The 25737-nt window shown below is 65.5% G+C and carries 22 protein-coding genes and 1 pseudogene; 18 read left to right on the forward strand and 5 right to left on the reverse strand.

Translation table 11 applies throughout. The annotated features are described in order from the left end of the window. Positions 1 to 17 precede the first annotated feature (17 nt). The 15 genes from ACE04A_RS12880 to ACE04A_RS12950 all read left to right on the forward strand — a co-directional run bounded on the left by ACE04A_RS12880 (position 18) and on the right by ACE04A_RS12950 (position 14920). Complete coding sequence (locus ACE04A_RS12880) at positions 18 to 539, forward strand: prepilin peptidase (RefSeq protein ID WP_259246011.1); 522 nt, start codon at positions 18 to 20, stop codon at positions 537 to 539. Then, complete coding sequence (locus ACE04A_RS12885) at positions 509 to 946, forward strand: TadE family protein (protein WP_424917692.1); 438 nt, start codon at positions 509 to 511, stop codon at positions 944 to 946. The genes ACE04A_RS12880 and ACE04A_RS12885 overlap by 31 nt, the downstream gene beginning before the upstream one ends. A gap of 1 nt (position 947) precedes the next feature. Next, positions 948 to 1448 (forward strand): TadE/TadG family type IV pilus assembly protein, encoded by a 501-nt coding sequence (locus ACE04A_RS12890; RefSeq protein WP_279996094.1) that lies wholly within the window; start codon positions 948 to 950, stop codon positions 1446 to 1448. Beyond that, positions 1445 to 2404: a Flp pilus assembly protein CpaB gene (cpaB, locus tag ACE04A_RS12895; protein ID WP_448717394.1), complete on the forward strand. Its 960-nt coding sequence runs from the start codon at positions 1445 to 1447 to the stop codon at positions 2402 to 2404. The genes ACE04A_RS12890 and cpaB overlap by 4 nt, the downstream gene beginning before the upstream one ends. Positions 2405 to 2523: 119 nt before the next feature. After that, positions 2524 to 3855, forward strand: coding sequence for a type II and III secretion system protein family protein (locus ACE04A_RS12900; protein ID WP_259246014.1), 1332 nt, complete (start codon positions 2524 to 2526; stop codon positions 3853 to 3855). After that, positions 3852 to 5192 carry a pilus assembly protein CpaE gene (locus ACE04A_RS12905; protein WP_448717393.1) on the forward strand — a complete coding sequence of 447 codons (1341 nt, stop codon included), beginning with the start codon at positions 3852 to 3854 and terminating at the stop codon, positions 5190 to 5192. Before ACE04A_RS12900 ends, ACE04A_RS12905 begins: the two co-directional genes overlap by 4 nt. Before the next feature lie 34 nt (positions 5193 to 5226). After that, entirely contained in the window at positions 5227 to 6585 is a 1359-nt protein-coding gene (locus tag ACE04A_RS12910; RefSeq protein ID WP_259246016.1) for a TadA family conjugal transfer-associated ATPase, read from the forward strand. Beyond that, a complete protein-coding gene (locus ACE04A_RS12915) occupies positions 6585 to 7508 on the forward strand; it encodes a type II secretion system F family protein (RefSeq protein WP_259246017.1) in 924 nt (307 codons plus the stop codon). Before ACE04A_RS12910 ends, ACE04A_RS12915 begins: the two co-directional genes overlap by 1 nt. A 12-nt stretch (positions 7509 to 7520) precedes the next feature. Then, the gene (locus tag ACE04A_RS12920; protein ID WP_485820180.1) at positions 7521 to 8519 is read left to right on the forward strand and encodes a type II secretion system F family protein; all 999 of its coding nucleotides are present in this window, start codon (positions 7521 to 7523) and stop codon (positions 8517 to 8519) included. Continuing rightward, positions 8519 to 9397 carry a tetratricopeptide repeat protein gene (locus tag ACE04A_RS12925; protein WP_448717389.1) on the forward strand — a complete coding sequence of 293 codons (879 nt, stop codon included), beginning with the start codon at positions 8519 to 8521 and terminating at the stop codon, positions 9395 to 9397. The genes ACE04A_RS12920 and ACE04A_RS12925 overlap by 1 nt, the downstream gene beginning before the upstream one ends. A 21-nt stretch (positions 9398 to 9418) precedes the next feature. Continuing rightward, the gene (locus ACE04A_RS12930) at positions 9419 to 9895 is read left to right on the forward strand and encodes a DUF3613 domain-containing protein (RefSeq protein ID WP_448717388.1); all 477 of its coding nucleotides are present in this window, start codon (positions 9419 to 9421) and stop codon (positions 9893 to 9895) included. Between the two features lie 50 nt (positions 9896 to 9945). Next, complete coding sequence (locus ACE04A_RS12935; RefSeq protein WP_485820181.1) at positions 9946 to 12042, forward strand: TadG family pilus assembly protein; 2097 nt, start codon at positions 9946 to 9948, stop codon at positions 12040 to 12042. Positions 12043 to 12091: 49 nt separating this feature from the next. Continuing rightward, positions 12092 to 13492 (forward strand): sigma 54-interacting transcriptional regulator, encoded by a 1401-nt coding sequence (locus ACE04A_RS12940; RefSeq protein WP_485820182.1) that lies wholly within the window; start codon positions 12092 to 12094, stop codon positions 13490 to 13492. Between the two features lie 117 nt (positions 13493 to 13609). Beyond that, positions 13610 to 14317 (forward strand): DUF2968 domain-containing protein, encoded by a 708-nt coding sequence (locus ACE04A_RS12945; RefSeq protein WP_485820183.1) that lies wholly within the window; start codon positions 13610 to 13612, stop codon positions 14315 to 14317. Between the two features lie 144 nt (positions 14318 to 14461). Then, a complete protein-coding gene (locus tag ACE04A_RS12950) occupies positions 14462 to 14920 on the forward strand; it encodes a DUF1178 family protein (RefSeq protein ID WP_485820184.1) in 459 nt (152 codons plus the stop codon). A gap of 108 nt (positions 14921 to 15028) precedes the next feature. On the opposite strand, the gene efp is transcribed toward ACE04A_RS12950, so the two are convergent. The 3 genes from efp to ACE04A_RS12965 all read right to left on the reverse strand — a co-directional run bounded on the left by efp (position 15029) and on the right by ACE04A_RS12965 (position 18060). Beyond that, a complete protein-coding gene (gene efp, locus ACE04A_RS12955) occupies positions 15029 to 15586 on the reverse strand; it encodes an elongation factor P (RefSeq protein ID WP_046804079.1) in 558 nt (185 codons plus the stop codon). Between the two features lie 152 nt (positions 15587 to 15738). Further along, positions 15739 to 16851, reverse strand: a complete 1113-nt coding sequence (gene earP / locus ACE04A_RS12960; protein WP_485820185.1) for an elongation factor P maturation arginine rhamnosyltransferase EarP — start codon at positions 16849 to 16851, stop codon at positions 15739 to 15741. Between the two features lie 6 nt (positions 16852 to 16857). Beyond that, positions 16858 to 18060 carry a DUF2863 family protein gene (locus ACE04A_RS12965; RefSeq protein WP_259246025.1) on the reverse strand — a complete coding sequence of 401 codons (1203 nt, stop codon included), beginning with the start codon at positions 18058 to 18060 and terminating at the stop codon, positions 16858 to 16860. Positions 18061 to 18288: 228 nt separating this feature from the next. Here ACE04A_RS12965 and ACE04A_RS12970 point away from each other — a divergent pair, with 228 nt between their 5' ends. Further along, a complete protein-coding gene (locus tag ACE04A_RS12970) occupies positions 18289 to 19065 on the forward strand; it encodes a DODA-type extradiol aromatic ring-opening family dioxygenase (RefSeq protein WP_448717385.1) in 777 nt (258 codons plus the stop codon). A gap of 97 nt (positions 19066 to 19162) precedes the next feature. On the opposite strand, the pseudogene acnA reads toward ACE04A_RS12970, so the two are convergent. Both acnA and ACE04A_RS12980 read right to left on the reverse strand, forming a co-directional pair. Then, positions 19163 to 21868: pseudogene (acnA, locus tag ACE04A_RS12975) on the reverse strand (aconitate hydratase AcnA). A 299-nt stretch (positions 21869 to 22167) separates the two neighbouring features. Beyond that, positions 22168 to 23097 (reverse strand): LysR family transcriptional regulator, encoded by a 930-nt coding sequence (locus tag ACE04A_RS12980; protein ID WP_485820186.1) that lies wholly within the window; start codon positions 23095 to 23097, stop codon positions 22168 to 22170. A gap of 135 nt (positions 23098 to 23232) precedes the next feature. Here ACE04A_RS12980 and ACE04A_RS12985 point away from each other — a divergent pair, with 135 nt between their 5' ends. Together ACE04A_RS12985 and ACE04A_RS12990 are read left to right on the forward strand one after the other, a co-directional pair. Beyond that, the gene (locus ACE04A_RS12985; protein ID WP_259249218.1) at positions 23233 to 24120 is read left to right on the forward strand and encodes an SDR family oxidoreductase; all 888 of its coding nucleotides are present in this window, start codon (positions 23233 to 23235) and stop codon (positions 24118 to 24120) included. Beyond that, the gene (locus tag ACE04A_RS12990; RefSeq protein ID WP_485820187.1) at positions 24117 to 25724 is read left to right on the forward strand and encodes an AMP-binding protein; all 1608 of its coding nucleotides are present in this window, start codon (positions 24117 to 24119) and stop codon (positions 25722 to 25724) included. The genes ACE04A_RS12985 and ACE04A_RS12990 overlap by 4 nt, the downstream gene beginning before the upstream one ends. Positions 25725 to 25737 lie beyond the last annotated feature (13 nt).

Genomic DNA, 25737 nt, shown 5'->3' on the forward strand with positions numbered 1-25737 from the left:
GATAAGAAGGTCCTGCCTTGTATCCAGGGGAAGTGCTGTGGCTGCTGTTGTTCGCATGCTGGGGTGGGGCGCTGATCTACAACGATCTGCGCTATCGCCGCGTACCCAACACGTTGATCGTGGCGGGATTCGCGGCGCAACTGCTTTGGCTGGCCGCCGCCGCGTTCGTGCCCGGATGGATGTTTCCGCCGCGTTGGACGGGCTGGCTGATGACCTTGGCGGGCTTTCTGGCCGCCTTTCTGTTCCTGCCGCTTTGGGGCCGACGCTTGATGAGCGCGGGCGATATCAAGGCCATCGCCATTCTTGGGCTGTGGCTGGGCTTGGCGCCGCTGGTGCTGGTGCTGCTGCTGTCGAGCCTGCTGGCGGGCCTGCACAGTCTGGCCGTCGTGGCCGCGTCGCGCTACTGGGCGCTGACGCAACGCTGGCGCCAGGTTCCTTATGCAATGTATCTGGGCATCGCCGCGCTCAGCGTGGTGCTTATGCCATTGAGTTCGCCCTGGTATTCGTGGTGTTCTTCCTGGTGTTCTACGGCATCCTGACCTACGGGCTGGTGTTTCTTGCACAGAATTCGGTGACCTTGGCGGCGCAGGACGGCGCGCGCAAGGTTCTGCAATGGCAGGCCGGCACGGCCTCGCTGGCAGCGCGCGCCAACGCCGGGCGTGACACGGCATTGGACATCGCACAGTGGATGTCCTCGATGTCGTCCGCGCCCATCAAGGTGGCGGTGTGCGGCAGCGGGGGCGCCTTGAGCAGCAGCGCCGGGGGCACCTGCAGCGGCCAACCCTTGGCGCCCGACCAGATTGAAGTGACGGTGTCTTATGCCTATGGCGCGAATCCCCTGATTCCGTCGTTCCCGCTGTTGCAGTTGGCCATGATGCCGGCTTCCAGCGTGTTGAGCGCGCGCGCCACGGTCCATCTGGGCAACACGGTTGGCGTGGGAGGCTGACATGACCTTGCCCACCGCTTTCCGCCGTCCTGTGCACCATTGCCCTCGCTTGATCCGCCAACGCGGCATTGCCGCGCTTGAGCTGTCGCTGACCTTGACCATGCTGCTGATCTTCATCTGCGCCGTGGTCGGCTACGGCGTGCTGTTCTGGATGCAGCAACAACTGGCCGCCGCCGCCGGCGAAGGCGCGCGCGCCGCCGTGCACGCTCAGATCACCGGCAGCCCGAATGTGCAGGGCGCTGCCTGCGCCGCCGCCATGAGCGTCTTTTCCACGGGTTCGGCCGTTGCCTGCGCGACCACCAGCGCCCCATGCACGTGGACCGGATCCGGTGGCCAAGTGGCCAACTGCGCCACTGTCGCCATGACCTACAACACCCAGTCCTGGCCTTTGCTGGCCACCTTGCAGTCGTTCATCGTCCTGTTGCCCGGCACGAACAAGGACTGGGTTCCCAGCAGGTTGTCGTCGAAAGCCATCGTACAGATATCGCAAGGGACACCATGAGCAGTCTTAGCAAAATCATCGCGGGCGTTTTGTTGGTGGCGGGCCTGGTGTTGGCCTTCCTGGCCTGGCGCCTGGCGTCCCATCCCAGCGCGCCGCCGGCAAGCCCGGCCCCGGTGGCCACGACGCCTGCGCCCGCCGCGCCGCCGGTCAAGTTCTATTCCGTTGTGGTGGCCAAGGAAGCCATTCCCGCCGGCACCCGGATCGAAGCCGAAAAAATGCTGACGGTGGCGCAATGGCAGGTGGCGCTGTCCAACAGCTTCGACACCATGGCGCCCTTGGAAGGGTCGGTGACGCGCGTGGACGTCGCGGCGGGCGACCCCATCGTGCCCAGCCTCTTGGCGCAAGGCCTTGCCAGGCAGCTCAAGCCCGGCGAGCGCGCCGTCGCCATCGCGGTCGATGAGGTGGTGGGCGGTGGCAACCGCATCGCGCCGGGCGACCTGGTGGACGTGTTCTTCATGGTGGAAAAAAGCCAGGAAATCTCGGGTGGCCAGGCCCGGCTGCTGCAAGCGCAACTGCGCGTGCTGGCCTACGGCAAGGCCTCGGTCGATGGCCCTGAAGAAAAATCGATGCTGCAGCAAGGCCCCAGCCAGCCGGCGCGCACGGCGGTGCTGGCGGTGCCGGTCGAACATATCAACGAGCTGATTCTGGCAAGCCGCGCCGGCCGCTTGCAATTGGCCTTGCGCCCGGTGGGCGACGACGCGGTGCCCGACGAGACGCTGTTCGCCAAGCGCGGCACGGTCTTGCCCACGCGCGCCGACCTGACGCCGGCGCAGCGCGAGGCCTTGCTGGCCGGCCCCAACCGCGCGTACGCGGGCGACAGCCTGCTGCAACTGGAAGGCACGACGCCTGCGGCCCGGGCCCCCGCCAACCGCGTGGCGGCCACGGGCGGCGGTGGCGGTGGCGGCAGAACCATCGAAATCGTGCGGGGAGATAAATCCGAGCGCGTTCGCTATTGACCATCGCCGCGCGTGGCCTGGTGCCGCCCGCGGCTGGACCTTTCAAAATAACTAGATCCGGCACTATGAAGAGATATCAGCGCACCACTATGATCTGCGTCCTGTCGGCCGCAGCGGCGATGACATACGGTGTTGTCAGCCTGGCGCAAACCGCCGCGCCCGCGACGGGGGCAAATGCTCCTGTCCGTGATATCGCGGTGGCCGTCAAGGGCCAGCAATCCCTCATGCTGGATGGCGCCACGCCCCGCCGCATCGCCATCGGCGACCCCGAGGTCGCCGACGTGAAAATCCTGCCGGCCTCGGGCAAGCGCGCGGGCTCGCTGCTGATCTACGGCAAGAAGGCGGGCACCACGCAGCTTCAGATATGGACTGGCAACAATGCCGCGCCGCAAATCTGGAACGTGCGCGTGGCGTCGTCGGTGCAAGCCGCGCTGGCCAGCCGTGGCATCGACGGCGGCGTCAACGTCGACATCGCCGGCGACCGCGCCATCGTGTCCGGCTACTCCGAAACCCCGCTGGCGCAGATTGCCGCCGCAAAGGCAGCGGCGGCGGCCGTGGGCGATAAGAACGTGGTCGACGTGTCCACCGCCGGCACGGGCGGCGTGGTCCAGGTGGAAGTCAAGGTCGTGGAAGTATCGCGGTCGGTGATGAAGCAGGCCGGCATCAACTTCGCGGCCAGTAATGGCCCGTGGGCGAGCACCAGCGCGCAGCCGCTCCCGAGCCAGTCGTCGTCGGTGGGCGGCTTCACCCCGGGCGGCGTCCTTGCCGCGGGCTTCTCGTTGTTCTACGACTCCAACAACTTCGCGGCGCGCCTGCGCCTCTTGCAAAGCAACGGCATGGCGCGCGTGCTGGCCGAGCCCACGCTGGTGGCGCTGACCGGCCAAAGCGCCAGCTTCCTGGCGGGTGGCGAATTGCCGATTCCGGAAGCCGGCGGCCTGGGCACCACCACGGTCACCTTCAAGCCATTCGGTATCGGCCTGACCGTGACGCCCACCGTGCTGTCACGTGACCGCATTTCCTTGAAGGTGGCGCCCGAGGCCAGCGAGCTGGACTACAGCAACGCCATCTCCATCAACTCTGGTTCGGACAGCCCCATGCTCATTCCGGCGTTGCGCACGCGCCGCGCGGACACCACCGTGGAATTGGGCGATGGCGAAAGCTTCGTGATCAGCGGGCTGGTGTCGCGGCAGACCAAGGCGATGGTCAACAAAGTGCCGATGCTGGGTGACCTGCCGATCATCGGCGCGTTCTTTCGCAGCGTCGATTACACGCAAGAAGACACCGAACTGGTGATCGTGGTGACGCCGCGTCTGGTGCGTCCGATTGCGCGCGGCGTGACGCTGCCGCTGCCGGGCGGGCGGCAAGAAGTATCGGATTCGACTTTCAATGCCTGGGGCTATTACCTGATGGGCCCGGTGGGCGGGCAGCAAATGCCGGGCTTTTCACGGTGAGTAATATGAAGACACATGCCAGCGAGTGGGTTGGCCTGCAAAACGGAAGGCGGTTTCTGTTTTGCTCAAAAGGCGATGGTGTAGCCGCGCAGCTTGGACAGGCCTTGGGGGACATGGGTATGTTGACCCAGGAAACCCCGGGCATCGAAGAGCTGGCGCGGCGCTTGACCGAGATTGCACCGCAGGTGGTGTTCCTGGACTTCACGCTAAGCGAAGACGAACCGGGCAAGCTGTTCAAGTCCGCGGAGCTGGCACGAGTGTTGGCGCGCATAGCGCCGACCGTGCCGCGCGTGGCGGTGGGTTTGCTGAGCCAGCCTGAAGGCGCCATTGCCGCGCTGCGCGCTGGCGTCAGCGATTTTGTCGACCCCTCCGTTGCCCCCGAGGAAGTAAAAGAAGTTGTGCTGCGTCTCTTGGAATTGCCGGCGGGCGGCGGCCGCATGGACGGATCCCGGCGCAGCGTGTTGCTGCTGGGTGCGCGCCCCGGTGTGGGCACCAGCACGCTGGCCGTGCACTTGGCCGGCATGGTGCAAGACCGCTTGAAACAGATCCATGCCACGCGCACCACGGCCAACGGCGCCAAGCCCGCCAAACCAGCCGAGCAAACGGGCGCCATGCTGCCGCTGGCCAGCCGCGTGGCCCTGATGGACCTGGGCTGGCCCGTGGGCGATTGCCAGCTTTACCTGAATATCGGCAGTGATTTCGATTTTGCTGAAGCCGCGCGCAACCTGCGCCGGCTGGATTCCACCTTGCTCGGCTCGGCGATGGCGCACACCGCCAACGGCCTGAGCGTGCTGGCATTGCCGCGCGATCTTGCCCAGATGCGCGACGTCTCGCAGTCCGACTCCCTGCTGGTGTTCGAGCGCATGCGCCAACACTTCGGCGTGGTTGTAGCGGATGCGGGCGGCTTCACGAACCCGGAGTTCGTGGCGGGCCTGGCCCGCTCGTCTCAACAGAACTGGATAGTGACCGACCAAAGCGTCGGGGCGTTGGTGTCGCTGGCCGGCCTGCTGCAAGAGCTTGAGCAACTGCACGTGGACCGCCGCAGCCTGGGCCTGATCGTTAACCGCTACGACGAACGCTACGGCATGACTGCGCAGCAGATCGCCGACCGCTTTCAACTGGAGCTGGTGGGTACCTTGCCTGACCGCACGCTGGCCTTGATGGTCTGCACGAACCAGGGCCACCTGCTGCACGAAGAAGCCGAGCGCGACGTGTATGTGCGCGCGGTGCAGACCCTGGCGGAAAAACTCAGCGCGGAAGAGAACACTCCCGGCGGGCGGGCAAGCTGGCTGGCCACGTGGCTGCCTGGCGTGCACCGTCGCATGATCGTCGGTTAACGGCAAGATTCACGGGGCGGCGGCGGAATCCGACATGATCATGACAGCGACCATAGAATTCGGCGGTGACGGCGACAAGGGCTTTGCCTCGTCGAACCGCTTTCAGGAAGTCAAGACGGCGGCGTACGAGCACCTGCTTTCCCGTATCGAGGAACTGGGCGCCGAGTTCGGCCGCTGGGCGCGTTCGGCGATCCAGGAATTCGTTGACATCGAAGTGGCCAGCTTCGTGCGCTTGCGCCGCGTGCCGATCAACGAAGGCGAAATGCGCCAGATCGCCGAGGCGCTGACCAAGGAACTGGCGGGCCTTGGCCCACTGGAAGACCTGCTGGCCGACCCGGCCGTTGAAGATATCTTGATCAACGGCTATGACAACGTGTTCGTGTCGCGGCGCGGGGTGCTGGCGCGCGAGACGCTGCGCTTTACCGACAACCAGCATGTGCTGCGCATCGTGCGCCGCATCCTGGCGCCCATCGGCCGGCGGCTGGACGAGTCCAGCCCCATGGTGGACGCGCGTCTGCCCGACGGCGGCCGCTTGAATGTGGTGATTGAACCGCTGGCCGTCGACGGCCCGATGGTGTCCATCCGCAAGTTTCGCCAAGACCCGCTCAAGCCCGCCGATCTGCTGACGCTGGGCACCTTTGACGAAGACATCTACCGGCTGCTGCACGAAGCCGTGAAGCACCGCTGCAACGTGCTGGTGTCGGGCGGCACCAGCTCGGGCAAGACCTCGCTGTTGAACGCGCTGGCGTTTTTTATTCCAGAGACCGAGCGTGTGGTGACGGTGGAAGACACCGCCGAACTGTCGCTGAACCACCCGCACGTGGTGCGGCTGGAATCGCGCCAGGGTGGCTTTGACGGCAGCGGCGCGGTCAGCATCCGCGAACTGATCCGCAACAGCCTGCGGATGCGACCCGACCGCGTGGTGGTGGGCGAAGTGCGCGGCGCCGAAGTCATGGACATGCTGCAAGCCATGAACACCGGCCACGAAGGCTCCATGGCCACCATCCACGCCAACTCACCACGCGAATGCCTGTACCGCATTGAAATGCTGGCGGGCTTCGCGGGCTTTCAGGGCAGCGAAGACAGCCTGCGCCGCCAGATCGCCAGTGCCTTGGACTTCATTGTGCAGATCGGCCGCCTGTCCAACGGCAAGCGCCGCGTGCTGTCGGTGACCGAAGTGACCGGCATGGGCGACAACGTCATCTCGACGCAGGAACTCTACCGCCACGAAACCTTCACGACGCCCGAGGGCGAAGAGAAGGACCGCTGGAACTGGCTGGGCATTCATCCGCACACGCCCAAGCTGGCAAAACTACGCAACGATGCGCGTGTCAATGACCCGCCGCCCGGCGACAACGATGGCGGCGGCGGATTCTGGAGCCGGAGGCGCTGATGCAAGACGCTCTGATCCTGGGCGCGCTGGCGTTGGTGCTGGCTTCCGGCGCGGTGCTGCTGTGGCGTCATGCCAATAGCGGCGCGCGCCGCGCGGCCAGCTCCGCGTTCCTGGACAACCAGCTCAAGCGGGGCCGCGAAGCGGTCGAAGCCGCGCCGTTCGCTGAAGGCGGGCGCGCAATGCGCAGCGGCTTCTCTGGTTGGGACCGCCTGCTGCTGCTGGCGGGCGTGCGGCAAAGCGTGGGGTTCTATTTGCGGATCGCCATTCCTGTCGTCGCGGGCGCGGTGCTGGCCTGGGTGTTCCTGGGCCCCCTGTCCGGCGTGGTGTCTTTCATCATGCTGGCCGTGCTGACGTACTTCCTGCTCTGGCTACGCGCCGACAAACGCCGGCGTCGGATGATTGCGCAACTGCCTGCTTTCCTGGACAACATCGTGCGCTTGATCACCATCGGCAACAGCATGGGCGCGGCGTTCCAGACGGCCGCGGCCTCAACCGACCAGCCCTTGCTGGAAGTGGTGGAAACGGCGGCCAGCCTAAGCCGCTCGGCCAAGGAACTGGATGCGGCGCTGGTGCAGGTGTCGCGCATGTATGGCTTGAAAGAGTTGTACATGGTGGCGGCCGTGGTGTCGCTGGCGATGCGCTTCGGCGGCCGCAGCGACCAGGTGCTGGAACGCATGGCCGCCTTCATGCGTGACGTGGCCCAGGCCCGCAACGAATTGACGGCCAGTTCCGCCGAGGTGCGCTTGTCGGCATGGATCCTGGCCTTGCTGCCGGTGGGTATTGCCGGCTTCATCATGGTGGCGAACAACAAGCTCTTCATGGGGCTGTGGGAAGACCCGCTGGGCTTCAAGATGCTGCTGACTGCCGTGGTGTTGCAGATTGGCGGCTGCTATTGGCTGTATCGCATGGCCAAGTCAATTTAAGGGATGGCGACGATGGAGATGCTGCAATCCTGGAATGCCTCGACCGTGCTGGCGGCGGCATTGATGCTGGTGGCCGTGGCGCTGTTGGTGTTGGGCATTGGCATGGCGCGGCGCCTGCGCGGGCAGGACCGCAGCCGCCAGGTGATCGACCAGGCGCTGGCAACGCGCCAGAACCCTGGCGCGACGGCGGCGACGATGGCCGCGAACCCGGGCGAAGGGCGGTTTTCATCGGCCACCCGCGCCGCCGACGCCTTTGGCAAACGCCTGAGCGAAGGCCGTCTGGCCGACACGCTGATGGCCGCCGAAGACCGCAGGATGGTCGACATGGCGGGCTATGCAAATTCCGGCACCGCGCGCTCGCGCTTCGTGGCGGCGCGCTTCGGCCTGGCCATCGTGCTGCCCATCGCGGCGGTGCTGCTCAACCAGCAGAAGCAGTTGATCGATTCCCCGATGGGCGGCTTGATCGCCGCGTTCTTCGGCTTCGCCATCGGCTACATGCTGCCCAAGTGGGTGGTCAGCCGGCGCCTGTCGCGCCGCAAGCGGATGGCGGGCGACGAACTGCCGCTGCTGATCGACCTGCTGCGCTTGCTGCAAGGGGTGGGGCTGTCCATCGACCAAAGCATGCAGGTGCTGATCAAGGAATTCGCGCAAGTGCTGCCGGTGCTGTCGCATGAACTGCGGCTGGCGTCTGAATTGCACGTGCGCGGGCGCAGCCGCGAGCAATCGCTGGCGCGGCTGGCCTCGGGCTTTGACAACGACGATCTGTCGGCCATCTGCCGCTTGATTGCGCAGGTGGATCAGCACGGCGGCGCGGTGCAAGAGCCCTTGAATCGGTTTGGTGAGCGCCTGCGCGACAAGCGCAGATTGGAACTGAAGGAAAAGGTCGGCAAGACCACCGTCAAGATGACGGGGGTCATGATCGTGACCTTGCTGCCCGCGCTGTTGATCGTGACGGGCGGGGCGGGGTTTATCGCGGTATTGCGCGGCATGTCGCGCATGGGGGGGATGTAATGGCTGGCGAAATCAAGAGCAAGGCGCGCGTCTTGCGGTGGACCTTGGTGGCGGCGACGGTGGCCGCCGGCGCGGGGTTGACCGGATGCAAGACCAATAGCGCGGAGTCGGCCTGGCAGCTTATCCAGCAGCAACAGCAGGAACAGGCGCTGGCGCGGCAGAAGGAAGAAGAGGCCGATGCCAAGGGGCGTCCCCAAGCGCCCGAGATGATGCTGTCGCTGATTTCCGAAGCGCAGCGCCAAGAGCGCTATTTTGCGTCGCTGGCGTATATCGACGCCTATCAGCAACGGTTCGGCAACGATGCGCGGGTGTCGGTGCTGCGGGCGGAAGCCTTGCGCCAGACCGGGCAGACGGCGCTGAGCGAACAGGCGTATCGCGCGCTGCTGGGTACCGATCAGGCAGCCGACGGTTGGCACGGCCTGGGCTTGATCGCCGGTTCGCGCGGGCAGTTCGACCAAGCGGCCGACGACTTGGCGCGCGCGGCGAAGTTGTCGCCGATGGATCCGCGCATTCTGGGCGACCTGGGTTATGCCCGGTTGCGCGCCGGCGATCCGGCCGGCGCGCGCGTGCCCTTGGGGCAAGCGGCCGAGCTGGCGCCGGATAACGGCAAGGTGCTGGCCAATCTGGCGGTGCTGCTGCTGGTGGAAGGCGAGCCCGTGCGCGCGCAACGGCTGATGGACCAGGCCCAGCTTACCGAGGAAGCGCGCAGCCAGGTGCTGCGCATGGCCTCCGACATCCGCGCGCAGCGTCCGTCGGCGCCGGTGCCCGTGGCGGCGGCCGAAGCGTCGACGACCCGTGTGTCGGGCGGCGGCGGCATGATCATGCCGGTGATGAGTCCGTTGATGGAAGGCCTGGGCAATGGGCCCATCGTGCGCTAACCCGTATTCAGGAAGAGATCCATGTCTGACTCCCGCTATTCCGCTTCCCAAGTGCTGACTGCTGCGTTGGTCACCACGCTGGTGGCCTTGGCGCCGTTGACCAGCCAGGCGCAATCGAACGCGCCGCTGACCGGTGGCATGACCAGCAGCCCGCCCGCCGCCGCGCCGGCCCAGGCCTTGCCGCAGGCGCAACTGCCCACGCGGCCCGTGGTGCAGCAGGTGCAGACGCCGATGCCGCAGCCGCAGCCAGCCACTGCTTCCACACAAGTCGTGCAGCCCACCTCGACCGCCGCCCCGGCCTCCGCGCCGGCCGAGGAAGCGTTTGGCGACGTTACGCGGGGCCTGTTGGCCGCGCAGGCCGACGGCCGCCGCGCGGGCGCCATGTTGCCCGTGCTGGGGCCGGTGTCGACCGCTGCCTGGAACCGCTACCTCGAGAGTTTTTCGCATCCGATTCCGGAGTATCTGCAAAAGCGCGTGGAGACCAAGAACACGAATTAACCCCGGCGCCGACACGCCCTCACCGCCTTGCAATCCAGGATTGCCCGATCATGCCTGCCAGACCTCTTCGTTGTGTGTCCTTGCCTCGCCAGCGCGGCAGCATGACCGTGGCCGTCGTGTTCGCGGTGCTGGTGGGCGTGGCGATGCTGGGCGTGGCGCAACTGGGCTACGGCTATTACATGAAGCGCGAAGTGCAAAAGGCCGCGGATCTGGCCGCGCTGTCGGCGGTTCAGGTGCTGGGCATGGGGTCCCCGGCGGATTGCACGCGGGCCAGCGCGGCCGGCAAGACGTCTGCCTTGGCGAACCTGCCCAATATCTTTGACACCTTCGCGGCCGACGACATCACGGTGGAATGCAAGCTGTGGGATTCCACTCGCGCCGACGCCAGCGGCATGCATGTGTTCGACCCCACGGGCGCGCAGACGCTCAACGCCGTGCGCCTGACCATCCGCAAGGAACTGGCCAGCCTGTTCGGTACCTTGGGGCTGAGCACAACCGTGTCGGTCAGCGCCGTGGCCACCAATACGCAGCCCGTGGCGGCATTCACCGTGGGTTCGCGCTTGCTGCGCCTGGAACGCGGCGGGCTGCTGTCGCAATTGTTGTCGACCGTGGGCGCCTCGCCCGCGCAGTTGGACGTGCTGGACGCGGCCGGCCTGGCCAGCGTCAACATCACCCCATCCGGCCTGTTGCAGGCGCTGGGCCTGCCGCTGTCGGTGGCCACCGGCGTGGGCACGCCGGCGGAATTGGCGGCGCTCGATAACCTGACACTTGGGCAGTTGCTGCAAGCCACGCTGACGGTCGTCAACCAAAGCGGCACGGCGGCCGCCGACATCGGCCTGATCAGCAACGCCATCAACACGGTGCTGGCGGTGATGCCGCTGAACCTGCCCGTGAAGCTGTTTGGCGACGGCGGCGTGCTGGACCTGTCGGTGGTGGGGGGAGACGCCACGGGCGCCCTGGCGGCGAACGTGAACGCCCTGAACCTGTTGGAAACCGCGCTGGTTGTGGCTAACGGCGAGAACCTGATCAACCTGGGCTTGAGCGTGCCGCTGCTGGGCGTGGACGCCCGGGTGCGCGTGGTGGAACCGCCCACGCTGGCCATCGGCGGCATCGGCACCCAGGCCACCAGCGCGGGCATACGCGTCTACCTGCGGCTGAACACCAGCAACATCCCGCTGGTGGGGCCCTTACTGGCAAACACCTTGGGCACGCGGGTTGACCTGCCCATCATCATCGATGTGGCGCAATCCACCGGCACGCTGACCAACCTGTGCCAGGCGCCGCTGACCGAGCACCAGGCCACCATTGCGGTGACCGCGGCGGCGGCCAGCATCTGCCTGGGGCGCTTTCCCGGCATGACGTCCAGCACCGACCAGAACGCCGCGAATTTCGTGTCGCTGACCAATAGCTGCCAGCCCAGCTCGTTTGGCGCCATCCAGCGCCATCAGGTGTTGAACGTGCTGGGCATTCTGCCCCTGACCGCCAAGGTGACCCTGCCGGTCTTCAATTCCACGACCCCGGTGTCGGTCACGCTGACGGAACCGCCGGGCGCGCCGTCCACCCAGACCGTGAACGCCACGTCCATCGACCTGGGCGGCTTGGCCTCGAACCTGGCGGACGCCGTGGTGGGCGGCATCCTGGGCGATCTGGTCAATTCCGGCACGCCGTTGACGGCTGCGGAGCGCACGGCGCTTGCCACCAATCTGGTGGGCGGCGGCGGCAGCAATGCCGGCAAGTCCATCACGCAGGTATTCAATGACATGCAATGGTCCGCGACCGCGCTGAACCAGTTGGGCAACCGGTTGTCCACGGGCGGCTTGACGGGCGTGCTGGGCGGCACCCTGCAACTGGTGGGCAATATTCTGACGTCGCTGCTGGTGGCGCCCGTCAATGACCTGGTCTGCACGCTGGCGATCACGCCCAGCGCCATCCGGCAGTGCCGCATCAATTCGGTTGCGGCGCTGGCCTTGGACGGGGGCTCGCAGGTGGGCGGGGTGCTGTCCATCGTGGTGAACCTGTTGCAGCCCGTGCTGTCGCCCCTGTCCGCCTTGCTACAGCAACTGCTGGACACGCTGGGCGTCAGCGTGGGTCAGACCGACGTGTCGCTGCTGTCCGTGGATTGCGGGCAACCGCGCTTGGTGTACTGATGAGGATGCTTTTGGACTACGCCCTTTCTTTGTTGGCATGGTGTCTGCGATGACCCAAAAATTTGCCCGCGACGAGTTCGATGTGTATGTCTGGGAAGGCACGTCCGACATTGCCGGCCGCGCGGAACGCTGCCTGGCCGGCATGGACGTCACGCTGGTGCGCGCGGACGCCGGCACCGCTTTCCCGCCGCCACGCGACCCGACGCGCCCCGCCGTGGCCTTGGTGTCGGTGTCGGTCATGGGTGACAACCGCTTCAGCGGCTACGACTGGCTATCGGCCCAAGCCATGCCGGTGATATGGGTGGCGGCCGAGGCGCGGGGGCGCGATTCGCGCTATTACCCGCCTGAATATTCCTACACGCTGCCGCTGTCCTTCACCACGGCCGATTTGCGCAAGCTGCTGTATGAACTGTTGGGCACGCTGGACCAGTTCAACCGATCCGCGCCCAAGCGTGAACAGCCCCTGATTGCGGTTTCCGAGCCCATGCGGGCGCTGCTGGCCGAGGCCGAGATGTTTGCCGATTGCCGCAGCAACGCGCTGATCCACGGTGAAACCGGCGTGGGCAAGGAACGCATTGCGCGCCTGCTGCATGACCGCGCCGCCTGGTCCGACGGCCCCTTCGTGGCCGTCAACTGCGGCGCCATTCCAGAAGGGTTGTTTGAAGCGCATTTCTTCGGCCACGCCAAGGGCGCGTTCACCGGCGCGGTCGGCGCGCACAAGGGCTATTTTGAACAGGCCAATGGCGGCACGCTGTTCCTGGACGAAATCGGCGACTTGCCGCTGTATCAGCAGGTCAAGCTGCTGCGCGTGCTGGAGCAAAGCGCTGTGACGCGGCTGGGCTCGACGGTAGAGATTCCGGTGGACTTCCGCCTGGTCGCGGCCACCAATAAAGACCTGCGCGTGCTGGTGGGCCAGGACGAATTTCGCGCGGATCTCTATTACCGCCTGGCGGTGATCGAACTGCGCATTCCCAACCTGGAACAACGTGGGGGCGAAGAAAAGATCGCGATTTTCCGCGCGCTGCTCGAACGCCTGGGCGGCGAGGGCGAGCCGCCGGACTGGCTGCTGGATCGCGTGGCGCGTACGCAGTACGCGGGCAATGTGCGCGAACTGTCCAACGTGGCCGAGCGCGTGGCCATCATGCGCCGGCAATTCCAGGGGTGGGACCAGGCCCGCATCGAGCGCATCTTTGATCAGATCGCCGAACCGCTGCGCGCCTCGGGCGCCCTGGGCGGCACCAGCGCAATGTGCGAACCGCCGGTATTCACCGATGCCGAACGGGCCGAGCGTGCCCGCATCCTGGCCGCGCTGGACGTCAATGGCTGGCGCCGTCAGGACACCGCCAACACGCTGGGCATCAGCCGCAAGGTGCTATGGGAAAAGATGCGAAAACTGCATCTGGGTGGCGGCCAGGGTGAGACGGCGGAAGGGGTCGTCGAGGCATCTTGATTGCTGCAATTGGGGAAGGCCCGTAGGGGGCGACAGTTCGCCCGCGGCTAATGTAAGCGGATCAGCCGTGAGCGAAATAAATTGCTATAGTTCCGCAACGATTTTTTTGGGGAAGGCATGAACGTCCAATTTATCCGTGCCGCCACACGCATGGCGCTGTTAGGCACGGTGATGTCCGGCTTGGCGGCGTGCGCCAGCGCGCAGTCCGAAGCGCCGCGGCCAACGGTCAAACAGGGCGAAGACCCGCAGGCCGCTGCCACGCCGGTGACCCCGCCGGCAGCACCCGCCGCGCCCGCTCGGCCGGCCTCGACGGTGGCCGAACTGCAAGACCTGATCCAAAGCCGCCAGGTGTCGGAACTGCGCACCGCCTATAACGGGACGTATGGCGCCAGCCTGCTGTTCAAGCCCGAAGACCTGACCTATTACGTGGCCTTGTTCCAGCAGAAGGATTTTTGGCGTGTGCTGAAAACGGTGTCTGAAAAGCAGGCCGAATCCACCTACCGCGCGTTTGCCGCGCAGTCGGCGGAATTGGCTGAAGTCGACATCAAACGCATCAAGCTGCAAGCCGAATACGCGCATGCCGAAAAGCTGCTGGCCAGCCGCAGCGCCCAGCTCAGCACGCTGCAGGCCGACCGTACCTTGCGCATGCAGCAGGAACAGCAAGTGGCGGCGCGCCAGGAACAGTCGCGTCAGGAAGCCACGGCGTTGGCCGACCAGCAAAAGGATGTGCGCGAGCAACTGCGTGATTTGCAGCGCCAGATTGATTCGCTGCAAGCCCAGCAAGCCCAGATCAACGCGGGCCCGGGCGCCAAGCGCGGCAAGTAAGTGTTGTTCATTACGCCGTGCCAAGACGGGCCCGCGGGCCCGTTTTTTCTTGGGGCGCGGCGCCTTGTCCCTGCGCTTTCAAGGGGATAGCACGCGCGGCGAGCGGATTCTTGTATTCTGGCTGCTGGCCCCCATATACCGACCATGGCTCTAAAAGTTTTCGACCTTCAGTGCGAGCACAGCCACATTTTTGAAGGCTGGTTCGGTTCGCACGACGACTATGACGCGCAACAGGCGCGTGGTCTGGTCACGTGCCCCGTTTGTGGCTCGGCCAGCATCACCAAGCGGCTGTCGGCGCCGCGCCTGAACGTGTCCCACCTGCATGCGCCGGCCCAGCCGCCCGCCGGGCCGGCCGGCGCGTCCGACGCCGAGAAAATGGCGGCCGTGCAGGCCGTGGTCATGAAGCAGGTGCGGGCGCTGTTGCGCAACACTGAAAACGTTGGCCCGCGCTTTGCGGAAGAAGCCCGCCGCATCCACGACGGCGACGCCGATGAACGCCCCATCCGTGGCACCGCAACGCCCGAAGAACGCGAGGCCCTGGCCGAGGACGGCATCGAAGTCATGGCGGTGCCTGACTTCCTGGACGACGAACGCTTGCAGTAGGCACCTAATACGCAATTGGCGCGCGCTTCCGTTTCCGGATAGCGCGCCCATGAAAAAAGCCAGGCCCTGTTGTCAGGGGCCTGGCTTTTTCGTACCTGCTGCCGGATCTTACTGAACGCGGCTGCGGTATTCGTTCGTGCGGGTGTCGATTTCGATCTTGTCGCCAATGGCGCAGAACAGCGGCACGTTCAGTTCGTAGCCGGTGTTGATCTTGGCCGGCTTGGTGACCTTGCCCGACGTATCGCCACGCACGGCGGGTTCGGTGTAGGTGATTTCGCGAACGATCGTCGTGGGCAGTTCCACCGAAATGGCGCGGCCGTCGTAGAAGACCACTTCCACGGGCATCGCTTCTTCCAGGTAGTTCAGGGCGTCGCCCATGCTTTCCGCTTCGATTTCGTACTGGTTGTACTCTTCGTCCATGAAGACGTACATCGGGTCGCCAAAGTAGGAGTAGGTGCACTCCTTGCGATCCAGTTGAACGACTTCGAACTTTTCGTCGGCCTTGTAGACCGATTCGCTGGCCGAGGCGGTCAGCAGGTTCTTGAACTTCAGCTTCACAACAGCAGCGTTACGGCCAGACTTGTTGTATTCGGCTTTCTGGACCACGAGGGGATCCTTGCCGACCATGACCACGTTGCCGACTCGCAATTCCTGAGCGGTTTTCATCGATAAAACTCCGGGGGGTAGGGTGCACTCGCCGTGCTTGCAAAAAGCCGCTGTACGCTTACTTTCGTACTGCATTGCGGCTTTTTGCACACCCCGGGAGGCGTCATGTTGAGGCCCGACAAAATTCAGGGCAGCTCAGAAAACTCTCTATTCTAACGTTTCTTGGCCAAGTCTGCGCAAAATCTGGCCAGATTTTCAGCCAGATCGGGTAGCGCCGCCTGCTTGGCGTCCCAGTCGCGGGCGGCTGTGGCCCAGGCCTGCCAGGCGTCAGGCGCCAGCGCCGCAGCGGCCGCCGCGACGGTTTGTTCGCCTTGCGGCGCGTTCCAGGCCCGGATCAGCGACTGCGCGGATTCCGGGGCCGGATAGCGTGCCAGCCAGGCTTCTAGCTTTTCCAGGTGCGTGTTCTGATCCTGCGGGTAAATCTGCCACACCAGCGGACGCGCCGCCCAGGCGGCACGGATAAACGAGTCTTCACCGCGCACGAAATTCAGGTCCGACAACCATAGCACCCGGTCGAAATCCGGCTGGGCGACGAAGGGCAGGCGGGCAAGCAGCGGGGCGCCGGGTGCCGCGCAGGCGGCTTCCAGGCCCGGCGCAACGCCCACGGGCGCCAGTAACACGCTGGGCCGTGAGTCAGCCGCCAGGGCACTGACCAACGCCTGCACCGGCGCCGTGGGATAGCAGAACACGCTGACCGTGCGCGCGCCGTCGCGGCGGCGCGCGAGCACGGCGTCGTCCACGCCCAGGGCGCGCAGAAAATCATCTTGCAGATCCATCGACGCTTGCAGCGCGTCGCGTTCCGCGCTCAAGCCCGGTTCGCGCAGCAGGCCGCCCGTGGCGGCGGTGAATCCGGGAAAGAAAAAGTGCTTCACCAGCCCATCAGGCCGCTGCGAAGGCAGGCCGTGGCAGCTTTCCACCCAGGCTTCGGCGCTTAAATATTCCAGGTTGATCCAGGCCGGATGCGCTTGGCGCATGCTTTGCAGAAAGGCGTCCGGGGGATCGCAGGCGAAGGCCTCGATGACGACATCGCGCGCGCCCAGGGTCGGGTCGGGGGTGTCGGACCAGTGCACGACATCCACGCCCGCGCAGCGTTGCCGCGCGGCGTGTTCGGCTATACCCGGTTGGATGCGGGCGAAGCTGGCCAGGTCGTCCACCCACAAGCGGATATCCCAGCCAAAGCCCTGGGACAGCCGGCGAGCCAGCCGCCAGCACACGCCGATGTCGCCATAGTTATCGACGACCCGGCAGAAAATATCCGCTTGCATGGACGTTTAGTGGAACTTGGCCGGCGCGGCTTCGGCGTCCTCGGGCAATTCGGCGTGTACCAATTCGCCCAGCGGATTCGGGAAGTAGGGCGCGCCGCAATCTTCGCAATATTCCGCCGGCAGCACGCCCGGGATGCGGCGCATTTCGGTGACGCCGTATTCCTTCAGCAAGGCCGCGATTTCATCGACCACGTCGGGTTGGCCTTCGTCGGACGGCGTTTCTTCCTCGCGTCCATACAAGGGCCATACGCAGCCGTAATACACGTCATTGCTGTTGCGCGCCGTGAAGCTGATGCGGTATTCGTCGATGCGGTTTTCGCCGCAGCCGGCCACCACCGCGCGCAATTGCGAGGCTTCCAGGTTGACCGCGCCTTCCAGCCAACTGACAGCCGCGCGCAGCGACAGGGGGCGCACGCGCCGGTCGGCTTCGCGGTTGCTGACGTAGTAGGCGTCCGGCAACAGGGCTTCGAAGCCGCAGCCGGGCAGCAGCGCGGCCAACGTGGGCTGCGCCTGGGCGGCCCATTGCTCCTGGCAGGCGTCGCGCGTGGCGTCGGCTTCGCCCAGGCTTTCCTGCCAGCGGAAGATAGGTGCGTTTTCGGGCACGGCGACGGCGCCGATGATGTAGCGCGTGTCGGCCAGCATGTTGGCCGTTTCAACTTCGGTGTTCAGCGTGGGCTTGGTGGCTTCGCCGCCCAGGGCTTGCGAGCCCAGGCGTTGCAGCCACTGCCAGGTTTCGCCGAAGGTGCGCGGCATCTGGTCCACGCTGACCAGCATGGGCATCAATGCCGTGCGCGCCTGGCTGGACAGCACATGGCCGTGCAGTTGCGCCAGCAGCGCCTGCTGGACGCTGGCGGAAACGGGGCCGGTGGGGATCGTGTAGCGGGTCCAGGCGACAATCGGCGCGACGATCAGCAACACGTCGTGCACGACGCCATCTTTTTCGATCTTCATCGACTCGGACAGCGTTTCCGCCTGTTCGATCAAGACTTCGTAGGCGCCTATGTCGCTTTGCGCGAGGTGGTCCAGGGCCGCTTCCAGCGGGGCGTCCTGCCCAGCCTTGAGCAGCTTGGGAATCGCTTCGCCAAGCTGGTTCTCCCAGAACACGTCTTCAACGCGGCTGCCCGAACGGTTAAGCGCTTGGGACAGCGCCACCAGGCGGGTGGCGTCGCGGGTCATGCGGGGAGCGGATTGGCTGCGGGATCGGGCCATAACTTCGAGGGACGTCCAGTAAGTGTGTAACGACGTAGTTTAACGCCCGCCGCGCGCGTCGGCGTGGCCGCTAGGGTTTGCAAGGGCAGGGGCGGCCGGGCACGGCGGCGGCGCGGGTTGTCCATATTGATGCCAGATTGGCAACAGAGCATCCCCGCCCTAGGGGTTTATTGCTGATCGGAAACGTTCGAAAATCTGGGCATCGACTTATTTTCAGGAGGCTTCGCCATGCGTTGGCCTACGCTATTCGTTTCCCACGGTTCGCCCATGCTGGCCGTTGAACCCGGGCTGACCGGCCCCGTGCTGGCAACCTGGAGCCAGGCCCAGGGCCGCAAGCCGCGCGGCATCCTGGTGGTGTCGCCGCATTGGATGGGTGAAGGCCTTGCGCTGTCCACCCGCGACCAGCAAGTGGCCTGGCACGATTTCGGTGGCTTTCCGCCCGAGCTCTACACGCTGCAATATGCGGCGCCCGGGTCGCCCGAACTGGCCGCGCGCGTGCAAACGCTGCTGGCCGAATCCGGCATTACCGCCGACCGCGACCCGCGCCGTCCGCTGGACCATGGCGCCTGGGTGCCGTTGCGTTACCTGTATCCCGATGTCGACGTGCCGGTGGTGCAACTGTCGCTGGACATGGGTCGCGACGCCGCCGGACAGTTGGCGCTGGGACGCGCGCTGGCGCCGCTGCGCGACGAGGGCATCCTGATCATCGGCTCGGGTTCGTTGACGCACAATCTGCGCCATGTGCGCATGCCGCAAGACGCGCCGGCGGCGCCTTATGTGACCGAGTTTCAGGACTGGTACGCGCGCCATCTGGCCGATCACAACGTGCCGGCGCTGCTGGACTGGCAGGCGCGGGCGCCGGGTGCAGCGCAGGCCCATCCGCATGACGATCACCTGATGCCGCTGTATGTGGCGCTGGGCGCGGGCGGTGCGTCGGCCACGCGCTTGAATGACGAGATCTCGTACAGCGCGCTGGCCATGGACGCCTATCAGTTCGACGACTGACACGTTGCTTGTCTACGAAGTAAAAAGCCCCGAAGCCGCAAGGCTTCGGGGCTTTTGCATTGCGCCGCCGCGAGCGGGGCGCAAGCGAGTGGCGGGGTCAGGCCGCCAGCAGTTGGCGCAGCACGAAGGGCAGGATGCCGCCATGCAGGTAGTAGTCGACTTCGATCGGCGTGTCGATGCGCAGCAGCACCGTCACGTCTTGCTTCGAACCGTCCTTGCGGGTAATCGTCAGCGTCACGTCCTGCATCGGCTTGATGCCGTTTTCCAGGCCCGAGATGTCGTAGGTTTCTTCGCCGGTGATGCCCAGCGACTCCACGCTGTCAGCGCCCTTGAATTGCAGCGGCAACACGCCCATGCCCACCAGGTTGCTGCGGTGGATGCGTTCAAAGCTGCGGGTGATCACGGCCTTGACGCCCAGCAGTTGCGTGCCCTTGGCCGCCCAGTCGCGCGACGAGCCGGTGCCGTATTCTTCGCCGCCGAACACCACGGTGGGGGTGCCCTGCGCCACGTACTTCATGGCCGCGTCGTAGATGGACATCTGTTCGCCGGTGGGCTGGAACAGGGTCTCGCCGCCTTCAAAACGGCTGCCGTCCGGCAGCGACGGGATCATCAGGTTCTTGATGCGCACGTTGGCGAAGGTGCCGCGCATCATGATTTCGTGGTTGCCGCGACGCGAGCCGTAGCTGTTGAAATCGGCCTTCATGACGCCGTTTTCCTTCAGCCACTTGCCAGCCGGCGAGGTTTCCTTGATGGAGCCCGCGGGCGAGATGTGATCGGTAGTGACAGAATCACCAAACACGCCCAGCGCGCGCGCACCCTTGACGGTGGGCATCGCGGCCGGCGTCATGTCGAAGCCTTCGAAGAAGGGCGGTTCGGCAATGTAGGTGGAGTCGGGCCAGTTGTAGGTATCGCCGGCCACGCCCTTGATGTTTTCCCACAGCTTGCCGGGATTGCTCTTGACCTGGCCGTAGTTGGCCTCGAATACCTTCGGGTCCAGCGCGTGCTTCATCAGCGCTTCGACTTCTTCGGACGTGGGCCAGATGTCGCCCAGCCAGACGTCGCCGTTCTTGCCCTTGCCAACCGGCTCGGTCATCAGGTCGCGCGTGACGGTGCCGGCCAGCGCGTAGGCCACCACTAGCGGGGGCGAGGCCAGGAAGTTGGCCTTGATGTTCGGGTGGATACGCGCTTCAAAGTTGCGGTTGCCGGACAGCACCGCCGAGCAGACCAGGTCGTTGCCGGTGATGGCTTCGTTCAGATCGGGCGTGAGGTCGCCGGCGTTGCCGATGCAGGTGGTGCAGCCGTAGGCGGCCACGTCAAAGCCCAGCTTTTCCAGGTAGGGCAAGAGGCCCGTCTTGGTCAGGTAGTCGGTGACCACGCGCGACCCAGGGGCGAGCGACGTCTTGATGTGCTTGGGTACCTTCAGGCCGGCTTCCACGGCCTTCTTGGCCAACAAGCCGGCGGCCAGCAGCACGTTCGGGTTCGACGTGTTGGTGCAAGACGTGATGGCGGCAATCAGGATGTCGCCGTTCTTGATCTTGGTGCCGGTGCTGGTCGTGAAGGTCTGGTTCAGCTTTTCTTCCGGCTGGTTGAAGCCGTTTTCCGCGACCGGCTTGGAGAACAGGTCGATGAACGTGTTCTTGACGTTGCCGATTTCGATGCGGTCTTGCGGGCGCTTCGGGCCGGCCAGCGACGGCGCCACGGTGGACAGGTCCAGCGTCAGCAGCTTGGTGAAGTTGATGTCTTGGGCGGCGGGGATGCCGAACATCTTCTGCGCCTTGAAATAGGCTTCGAAGGCGGCGATTTCGTCTTCCGTGCGACCGGTGCCACGGAAGTAATCGATGGTGCGTTCGTCAACCGGGAAGAAGCCCATGGTGGCGCCGTATTACGGCGCCATGTTGCCGATGGTGGCGCGTTCGGCCACGGTCAGGCTGGCGGTGCCTTCGCCGCAGAATTCAACGAACTTGCCCACCACCTTTTCACGGCGCAGCATTTCGGTAATGGTCAGTACCAGGTCGGTGGCGGTGACGCCGCCGCGCAACTGGCCCTTGAGTTCGACGCCCACCACGTCGGGCGTCAGGAAGTACACGGGCTGGCCCAGCATGCCGGCTTCGGCTTCGATGCCGCCCACGCCCCAGCCCACCACGCCGATACCGTTGATCATCGTGGTGTGGCTGTCGGTGCCCACCAGCGAATCGGGGTAATAGACATTGTTTTTCTTGTCCTGGTGTACGCCGCGCGCCAGGTATTCCAGGTTGACCTGGTGGACGATGCCGAAGCCCGGGGGCACGACGCCGAAGGTGTCAAACGCCTGCATGCCCCACTTCATGAACTGGTAGCGCTCCTGGTTGCGCTTGAATTCCAGCTTCATGTTCAGGTCCAGCGCATTCTTGGTGCCGAAGTAGTCGATCATGACCGAGTGGGCGACGACCAGGTCAACCGGCACCAGCGGTTCAATGCTCTTGGGGCTCTTGCCCATCTTGTCGGCCACCGAACGCATGGCCGCGATATCGGCCAGCAGCGGCACGCCGGTGAAGTCCTGCAGCACGACGCGCGCCACGACGAAGGGGATCTCGTCTTCGCGGCGGGCATTGGCTTGCCAGTTGGCGAGCTGCTTGACGTGTTCTTCCGTGACTTTCTTGCCATCACAGTTGCGCAGCACGGATTCCAGCACGATGCGGATCGATACCGGGAGCCGCTGCACATCGATGCCGAGGGACTTGCCCAGCGCCGGCAGCGAATAGTACTGACAGGATTTATTGCCGATCTTGAAATTCTTGAGAGTGTCTAGGGTGTTGTGCGGCATGATGGACTCCGTGGTTTTGCCCGGCTGTATTCGCCCAAGCGCAGGCGGCATTTTCTGGCGTTTTTGCGCGTTTGTCATTGTAGGGGACACAAGCCCGCGCGCGGCCGTATGTCTTATATCTTATATAAGACTTGGTGCGCACGTCAAAGTTCAAGCCCAAGTCCGGTCAGGTCCCGTTCAGCGACTGCAAAACCCCTACTTTGGCGGACATGGACCAAGCCCGCAAGACCCCGTGGTTTTACCAGGGTTGTCCTACAGCGGCGTGGCGGCGGGTGTTGCCCAGGAAGCGGCTGCCCGGATCAATTCAAATAAGCGCGCAGCAGCGGCTCCAGTTCCCGTTTCAGGAAGGCGACCAGGGCGCGTTGGGCGGTTGATGGGTAAGGCGTGGGCGAGGTCAGGATGAACAGCTTGTCGCCGGGGCCTTCCGCTCGATAGGCCGGCAGCACTTCCCGCAGCCGCTGCGATTCCAGGTCGGGTTGCACGATGTAGGCGGGCAGTAATGCGATGCCCGCGCCGGCGCGCGCGGCCTGGGCCAGAAAAGGGAAGTATTCGGATTGCAGCCGGGGCGCCAGCTTGGCTTCATAGGTTTGCCCCTTGCGGCTCAAGCGCAGCGTGGTCTGCGGCTTGGGGCCGGGCGGGCACAGGAAGTCGAACCGGCCCAGGTCGCGGGGGGGCGCGGGCATGCCCACGCGCCGCAAATAATCGGGGGCGGCGCACAAATGCCATTTCACGTCGCCCAGTTCGCGGGCCACGTAGTCTTGCGGGGGCTGCGAAATCACCCGCAACGCCACGTCGATCTCTGACGAAATCAGATCGCTGACGCGGTTGGAAAACAGGACCCGCAGGCTCAGGCTGGGATGCTCCAGCGCAAAACGCACCAGCAGGGGGCGCAGCGCATCCAGTTCGCCCAGGCCGGTGGGCAAGGACAGGCGGACGTGGCCGGTGGGTTCCGCGCCCAGCTTCTGCAGGGCATGCCGCGCCGATTCCACCTCGCGCGCCATACGCGCCCCATGCTCGTACAGCACCGTGCCCTGCTGGGTCAGTTCCAGGCGGCGCGTGGTGCGCCGGATCAACTGGGCGCCGAACGCGCGTTCCAGCTTTTGCAGGTTGCGGCTGACGTGCGACCGCGTCACCCCTTGGCGCAAGGCCGCTTCGCTCAGCGTGCCCGCCTCGACGATGGTCACGAATAGCTGGATCAGGTTCAGGTCTAGCGCGGGCAAGGCGGACATGGCTGTCTTTGATTGTTGCCTCTGGGGAAACAGAGTTTACTCAGACTGAAGGATTGTCGCGCCATTGGCGCGTTGATAATCTGCTTCCCACACCGCATTGCGATCAGATAAAGGAGACAAACCATGGTGCAAAGCATGTTCCGCGCGGACCTGTTCCGCGGCCAGCGCATCCTCGTCACGGGGGGCGGCACGGGGCTGGGCCTGGCCATGGCCGAACAATTGGCCTCGTTGGGCGCCACCGTGCATTTGTGTGGCCGCCGCCAGGCCGTGGTGGAAGAAGCCGCCGCCGGGCTGCGCGCCAAGTACGGCGCCCAGGCCTACGCGCATGCCGTCGACATCCGCGACGCCGACGCGGTGGATGCCATGGTTGAAGGCATCTGGACCACGCACGGCGGGCTGGATGGCCTGGTCAACAACGCGGCGGGCAACTTCATCAGCCCCACCGAAAAATTGTCGGCGCGCGGTTTCAACGCCATTGCCGACACCGTGTTTCGCGGCACCTTCTACATGACGCAGGCGGTGGGTAAGCGCTGGATTGCGTCCGGCACGCACGGCGCGGTGGTGTCGATTGTGGTGACCTGGGTATGGACCGGGTCGCCGTTCGTGGTGCCCTCGGCCATGTCCAAGGCGGGCATCGACGCCATGACCAAATCGCTGGCGGTGGAGTGGGGCAGGCATGGCATCCGCTTGAACGCCATTGCGCCGGGCGTGATCCCCACTGAAGGCGCGACGGCGCGCTTGCGCCCCAATGGCGACGGCCAGGACGCACTGACGCAACAAAACCCCATGCGGCGCCTGGGCACCGGGCACGACATCGGCGAACTGGCGGCCTTTCTGCTGGGGCCGGGCAACGATTGGATCAACGGCCAGACAATTGCGCTGGACGGGGGCGACTACCTGGCCAATGGCGCCTACTTCAAGCAGTACTTCGATTGGTCAGACGACGACTGGGCGGCCGCCCGCGCCGCCATCGAAGCGCGCACCGCGCAAGACAAGGCGCAACGCGCGGGGAAGCCGGCATGACGGCACGCATCATTGCCGGGGACGTGAGCCTGACGCGCGATGCGCTGGTGGCCCGGGGCGAGCAGGTTGCGGCGGGCCTGGCGGCGATGGGCGTACGCGAAGGCGACGTCATCGCCGTGCTGCTGCGCAACGGCATGCCGTACCTGGAAATCATCCAGGCCTGCAAACGGCTGGGTTGTTATTACTGCCCCATCAACTGGCATTACACGGCTGACGAGGTGGCGTTCCTGGTGGCCGACAGCGGCGCCAAGGTGTTGATCGCCGAAGACGATCTGTGGCGTCAGGTGCACGCCGCCTTGCCTACCGGCCTGCCCGCGCTGCGGGTCGCGGGAAATGGCGATGCGGTGGCCGCCGCGCGCAGCGAAGACGGTGGCTGCGGCGATGGTGGCAGTGGCAGTGGCGATGGCAACGGCAATGGCAACGGCAACGGCAATAGCAACGGTTGCGGCAGCGGCGACAGCGCCGACTACAACGCCTGGCGCAACGCACAGCCCCGCTACGACGGCCCCGTGGTCGCCCCGCGCGGCCACATGGCGTACACCTCGGGCACGACCGGCCGGCCCAAGGGCGTGGTGCGCCAGCCGTTCCCGGTGGACCGCCTGGCCGAGCATCTGGCGGCGGTGGAGTCCGTGGTGGAACAGGCCTACGGCCTGCGACCGGGCTGCCGCGCGCTGCTGCCGGCGCCGATCTACCACAGCGCGCCCAGCGTCTTCGCCCAGGTGGCCCTGCGCGTGTGCGACACGCTGGTGCTGACGGCGCGGTTCGACCCGCTTGAAGTCTTGCGCCTGATCGAGCAGCACCGCATCGACACCGTCTACCTCGTGCCCATCATGTATGTGCGCCTGCTGAAGCTGGATGCGCGCACGCGGGCGTCGTTCGACCTGTCCTCCTTGCGCTTCGTGGCGTCGACGGGGGCGCCCTGCGCGCCCGAACTCAAGCGCGCGATGATCGACTGGCTGGGGCCGGTCATCCATGAAACCTATGCGTCCAGCGAAGCGGGCATGGTGACCGTGATCGATTCGCACGAAGCGCTGGCCAAGCCCGGCAGCGCGGGGCGGCCCATCGGGCCGGCGCAAGTGCGCGTCTACGGCGACGACGGCCACGTCTGCGAGCCCGGCGAAGTCGGCCGCATCTACGTGCGGCAGCCGGCCTACGCCGACTTCACCTACCGCAACCATCCCGAAGCCCGCCAGGCGGTGGAACGCGACGGGCTGATTGGCCTGGGTGACCTGGGCTACGTGGACGAAGACGGCTACCTGTTCGTGTGCGACCGGGAATCAGACCTGGTGATCTCGGGCGGCGTGAACATCTATCCAGCCGAAATCGAACACCACCTGACCCAGTACCCGGGCGTGGCCGATTGCGCCGTGTTCGGCGTGCCGGATGCGGAATTCGGCGAACGTTTGCTGGGGCTGATCCAGCCCGCGGTCGACGCCGCTATCGACGTGCAGGACCTGATGCAATGGCTGTCCACCCGCATCGCCCGCTACAAGGTGCCGCGTGAATTGCTGCTGCGCGCCACGCTGCCGCGTGACGACAACGGCAAGATCGCCAAGCGCCGCTTGCGCGCCGAGTTTTGGGAAGGCCAGGCGCGCAAGGTATAAGCGCCGGGCTGCC

It is taken from the genome of Achromobacter colocynthidis (assembly GCF_057334535.1).

Coding starts and splice junctions, on each gene's coding strand:
- ACE04A_RS12980 (WP_485820186.1), bottom strand. CDS start 23,097: ATGTCCGCCTTGCCCGCGCTAGACCTGAACCTGATCCAGCTATTCGTG.
- earP (WP_485820185.1), bottom strand. CDS start 16,851: ATGCAAGCGGATATTTTCTGCCGGGTCGTCGATAACTATGGCGACATC.
- ACE04A_RS12990 (WP_485820187.1), top strand. CDS start 24,117: ATGACGGCACGCATCATTGCCGGGGACGTGAGCCTGACGCGCGATGCG.
- ACE04A_RS12950 (WP_485820184.1), top strand. CDS start 14,462: ATGGCTCTAAAAGTTTTCGACCTTCAGTGCGAGCACAGCCACATTTTT.
- ACE04A_RS12890 (WP_279996094.1), top strand. CDS start 948: ATGACCTTGCCCACCGCTTTCCGCCGTCCTGTGCACCATTGCCCTCGC.
- ACE04A_RS12920 (WP_485820180.1), top strand. CDS start 7,521: ATGGAGATGCTGCAATCCTGGAATGCCTCGACCGTGCTGGCGGCGGCA.
- cpaB (WP_448717394.1), top strand. CDS start 1,445: ATGAGCAGTCTTAGCAAAATCATCGCGGGCGTTTTGTTGGTGGCGGGC.
- ACE04A_RS12930 (WP_448717388.1), top strand. CDS start 9,419: ATGTCTGACTCCCGCTATTCCGCTTCCCAAGTGCTGACTGCTGCGTTG.
- ACE04A_RS12945 (WP_485820183.1), top strand. CDS start 13,610: ATGAACGTCCAATTTATCCGTGCCGCCACACGCATGGCGCTGTTAGGC.
- ACE04A_RS12900 (WP_259246014.1), top strand. CDS start 2,524: ATGACATACGGTGTTGTCAGCCTGGCGCAAACCGCCGCGCCCGCGACG.
- ACE04A_RS12965 (WP_259246025.1), bottom strand. CDS start 18,060: ATGGCCCGATCCCGCAGCCAATCCGCTCCCCGCATGACCCGCGACGCC.
- ACE04A_RS12970 (WP_448717385.1), top strand. CDS start 18,289: ATGCGTTGGCCTACGCTATTCGTTTCCCACGGTTCGCCCATGCTGGCC.
- efp (WP_046804079.1), bottom strand. CDS start 15,586: ATGAAAACCGCTCAGGAATTGCGAGTCGGCAACGTGGTCATGGTCGGC.
- ACE04A_RS12910 (WP_259246016.1), top strand. CDS start 5,227: ATGATCATGACAGCGACCATAGAATTCGGCGGTGACGGCGACAAGGGC.
- ACE04A_RS12940 (WP_485820182.1), top strand. CDS start 12,092: ATGACCCAAAAATTTGCCCGCGACGAGTTCGATGTGTATGTCTGGGAA.
- ACE04A_RS12915 (WP_259246017.1), top strand. CDS start 6,585: ATGCAAGACGCTCTGATCCTGGGCGCGCTGGCGTTGGTGCTGGCTTCC.
- ACE04A_RS12935 (WP_485820181.1), top strand. CDS start 9,946: ATGCCTGCCAGACCTCTTCGTTGTGTGTCCTTGCCTCGCCAGCGCGGC.
- ACE04A_RS12985 (WP_259249218.1), top strand. CDS start 23,233: ATGTTCCGCGCGGACCTGTTCCGCGGCCAGCGCATCCTCGTCACGGGG.
- ACE04A_RS12925 (WP_448717389.1), top strand. CDS start 8,519: ATGGCTGGCGAAATCAAGAGCAAGGCGCGCGTCTTGCGGTGGACCTTG.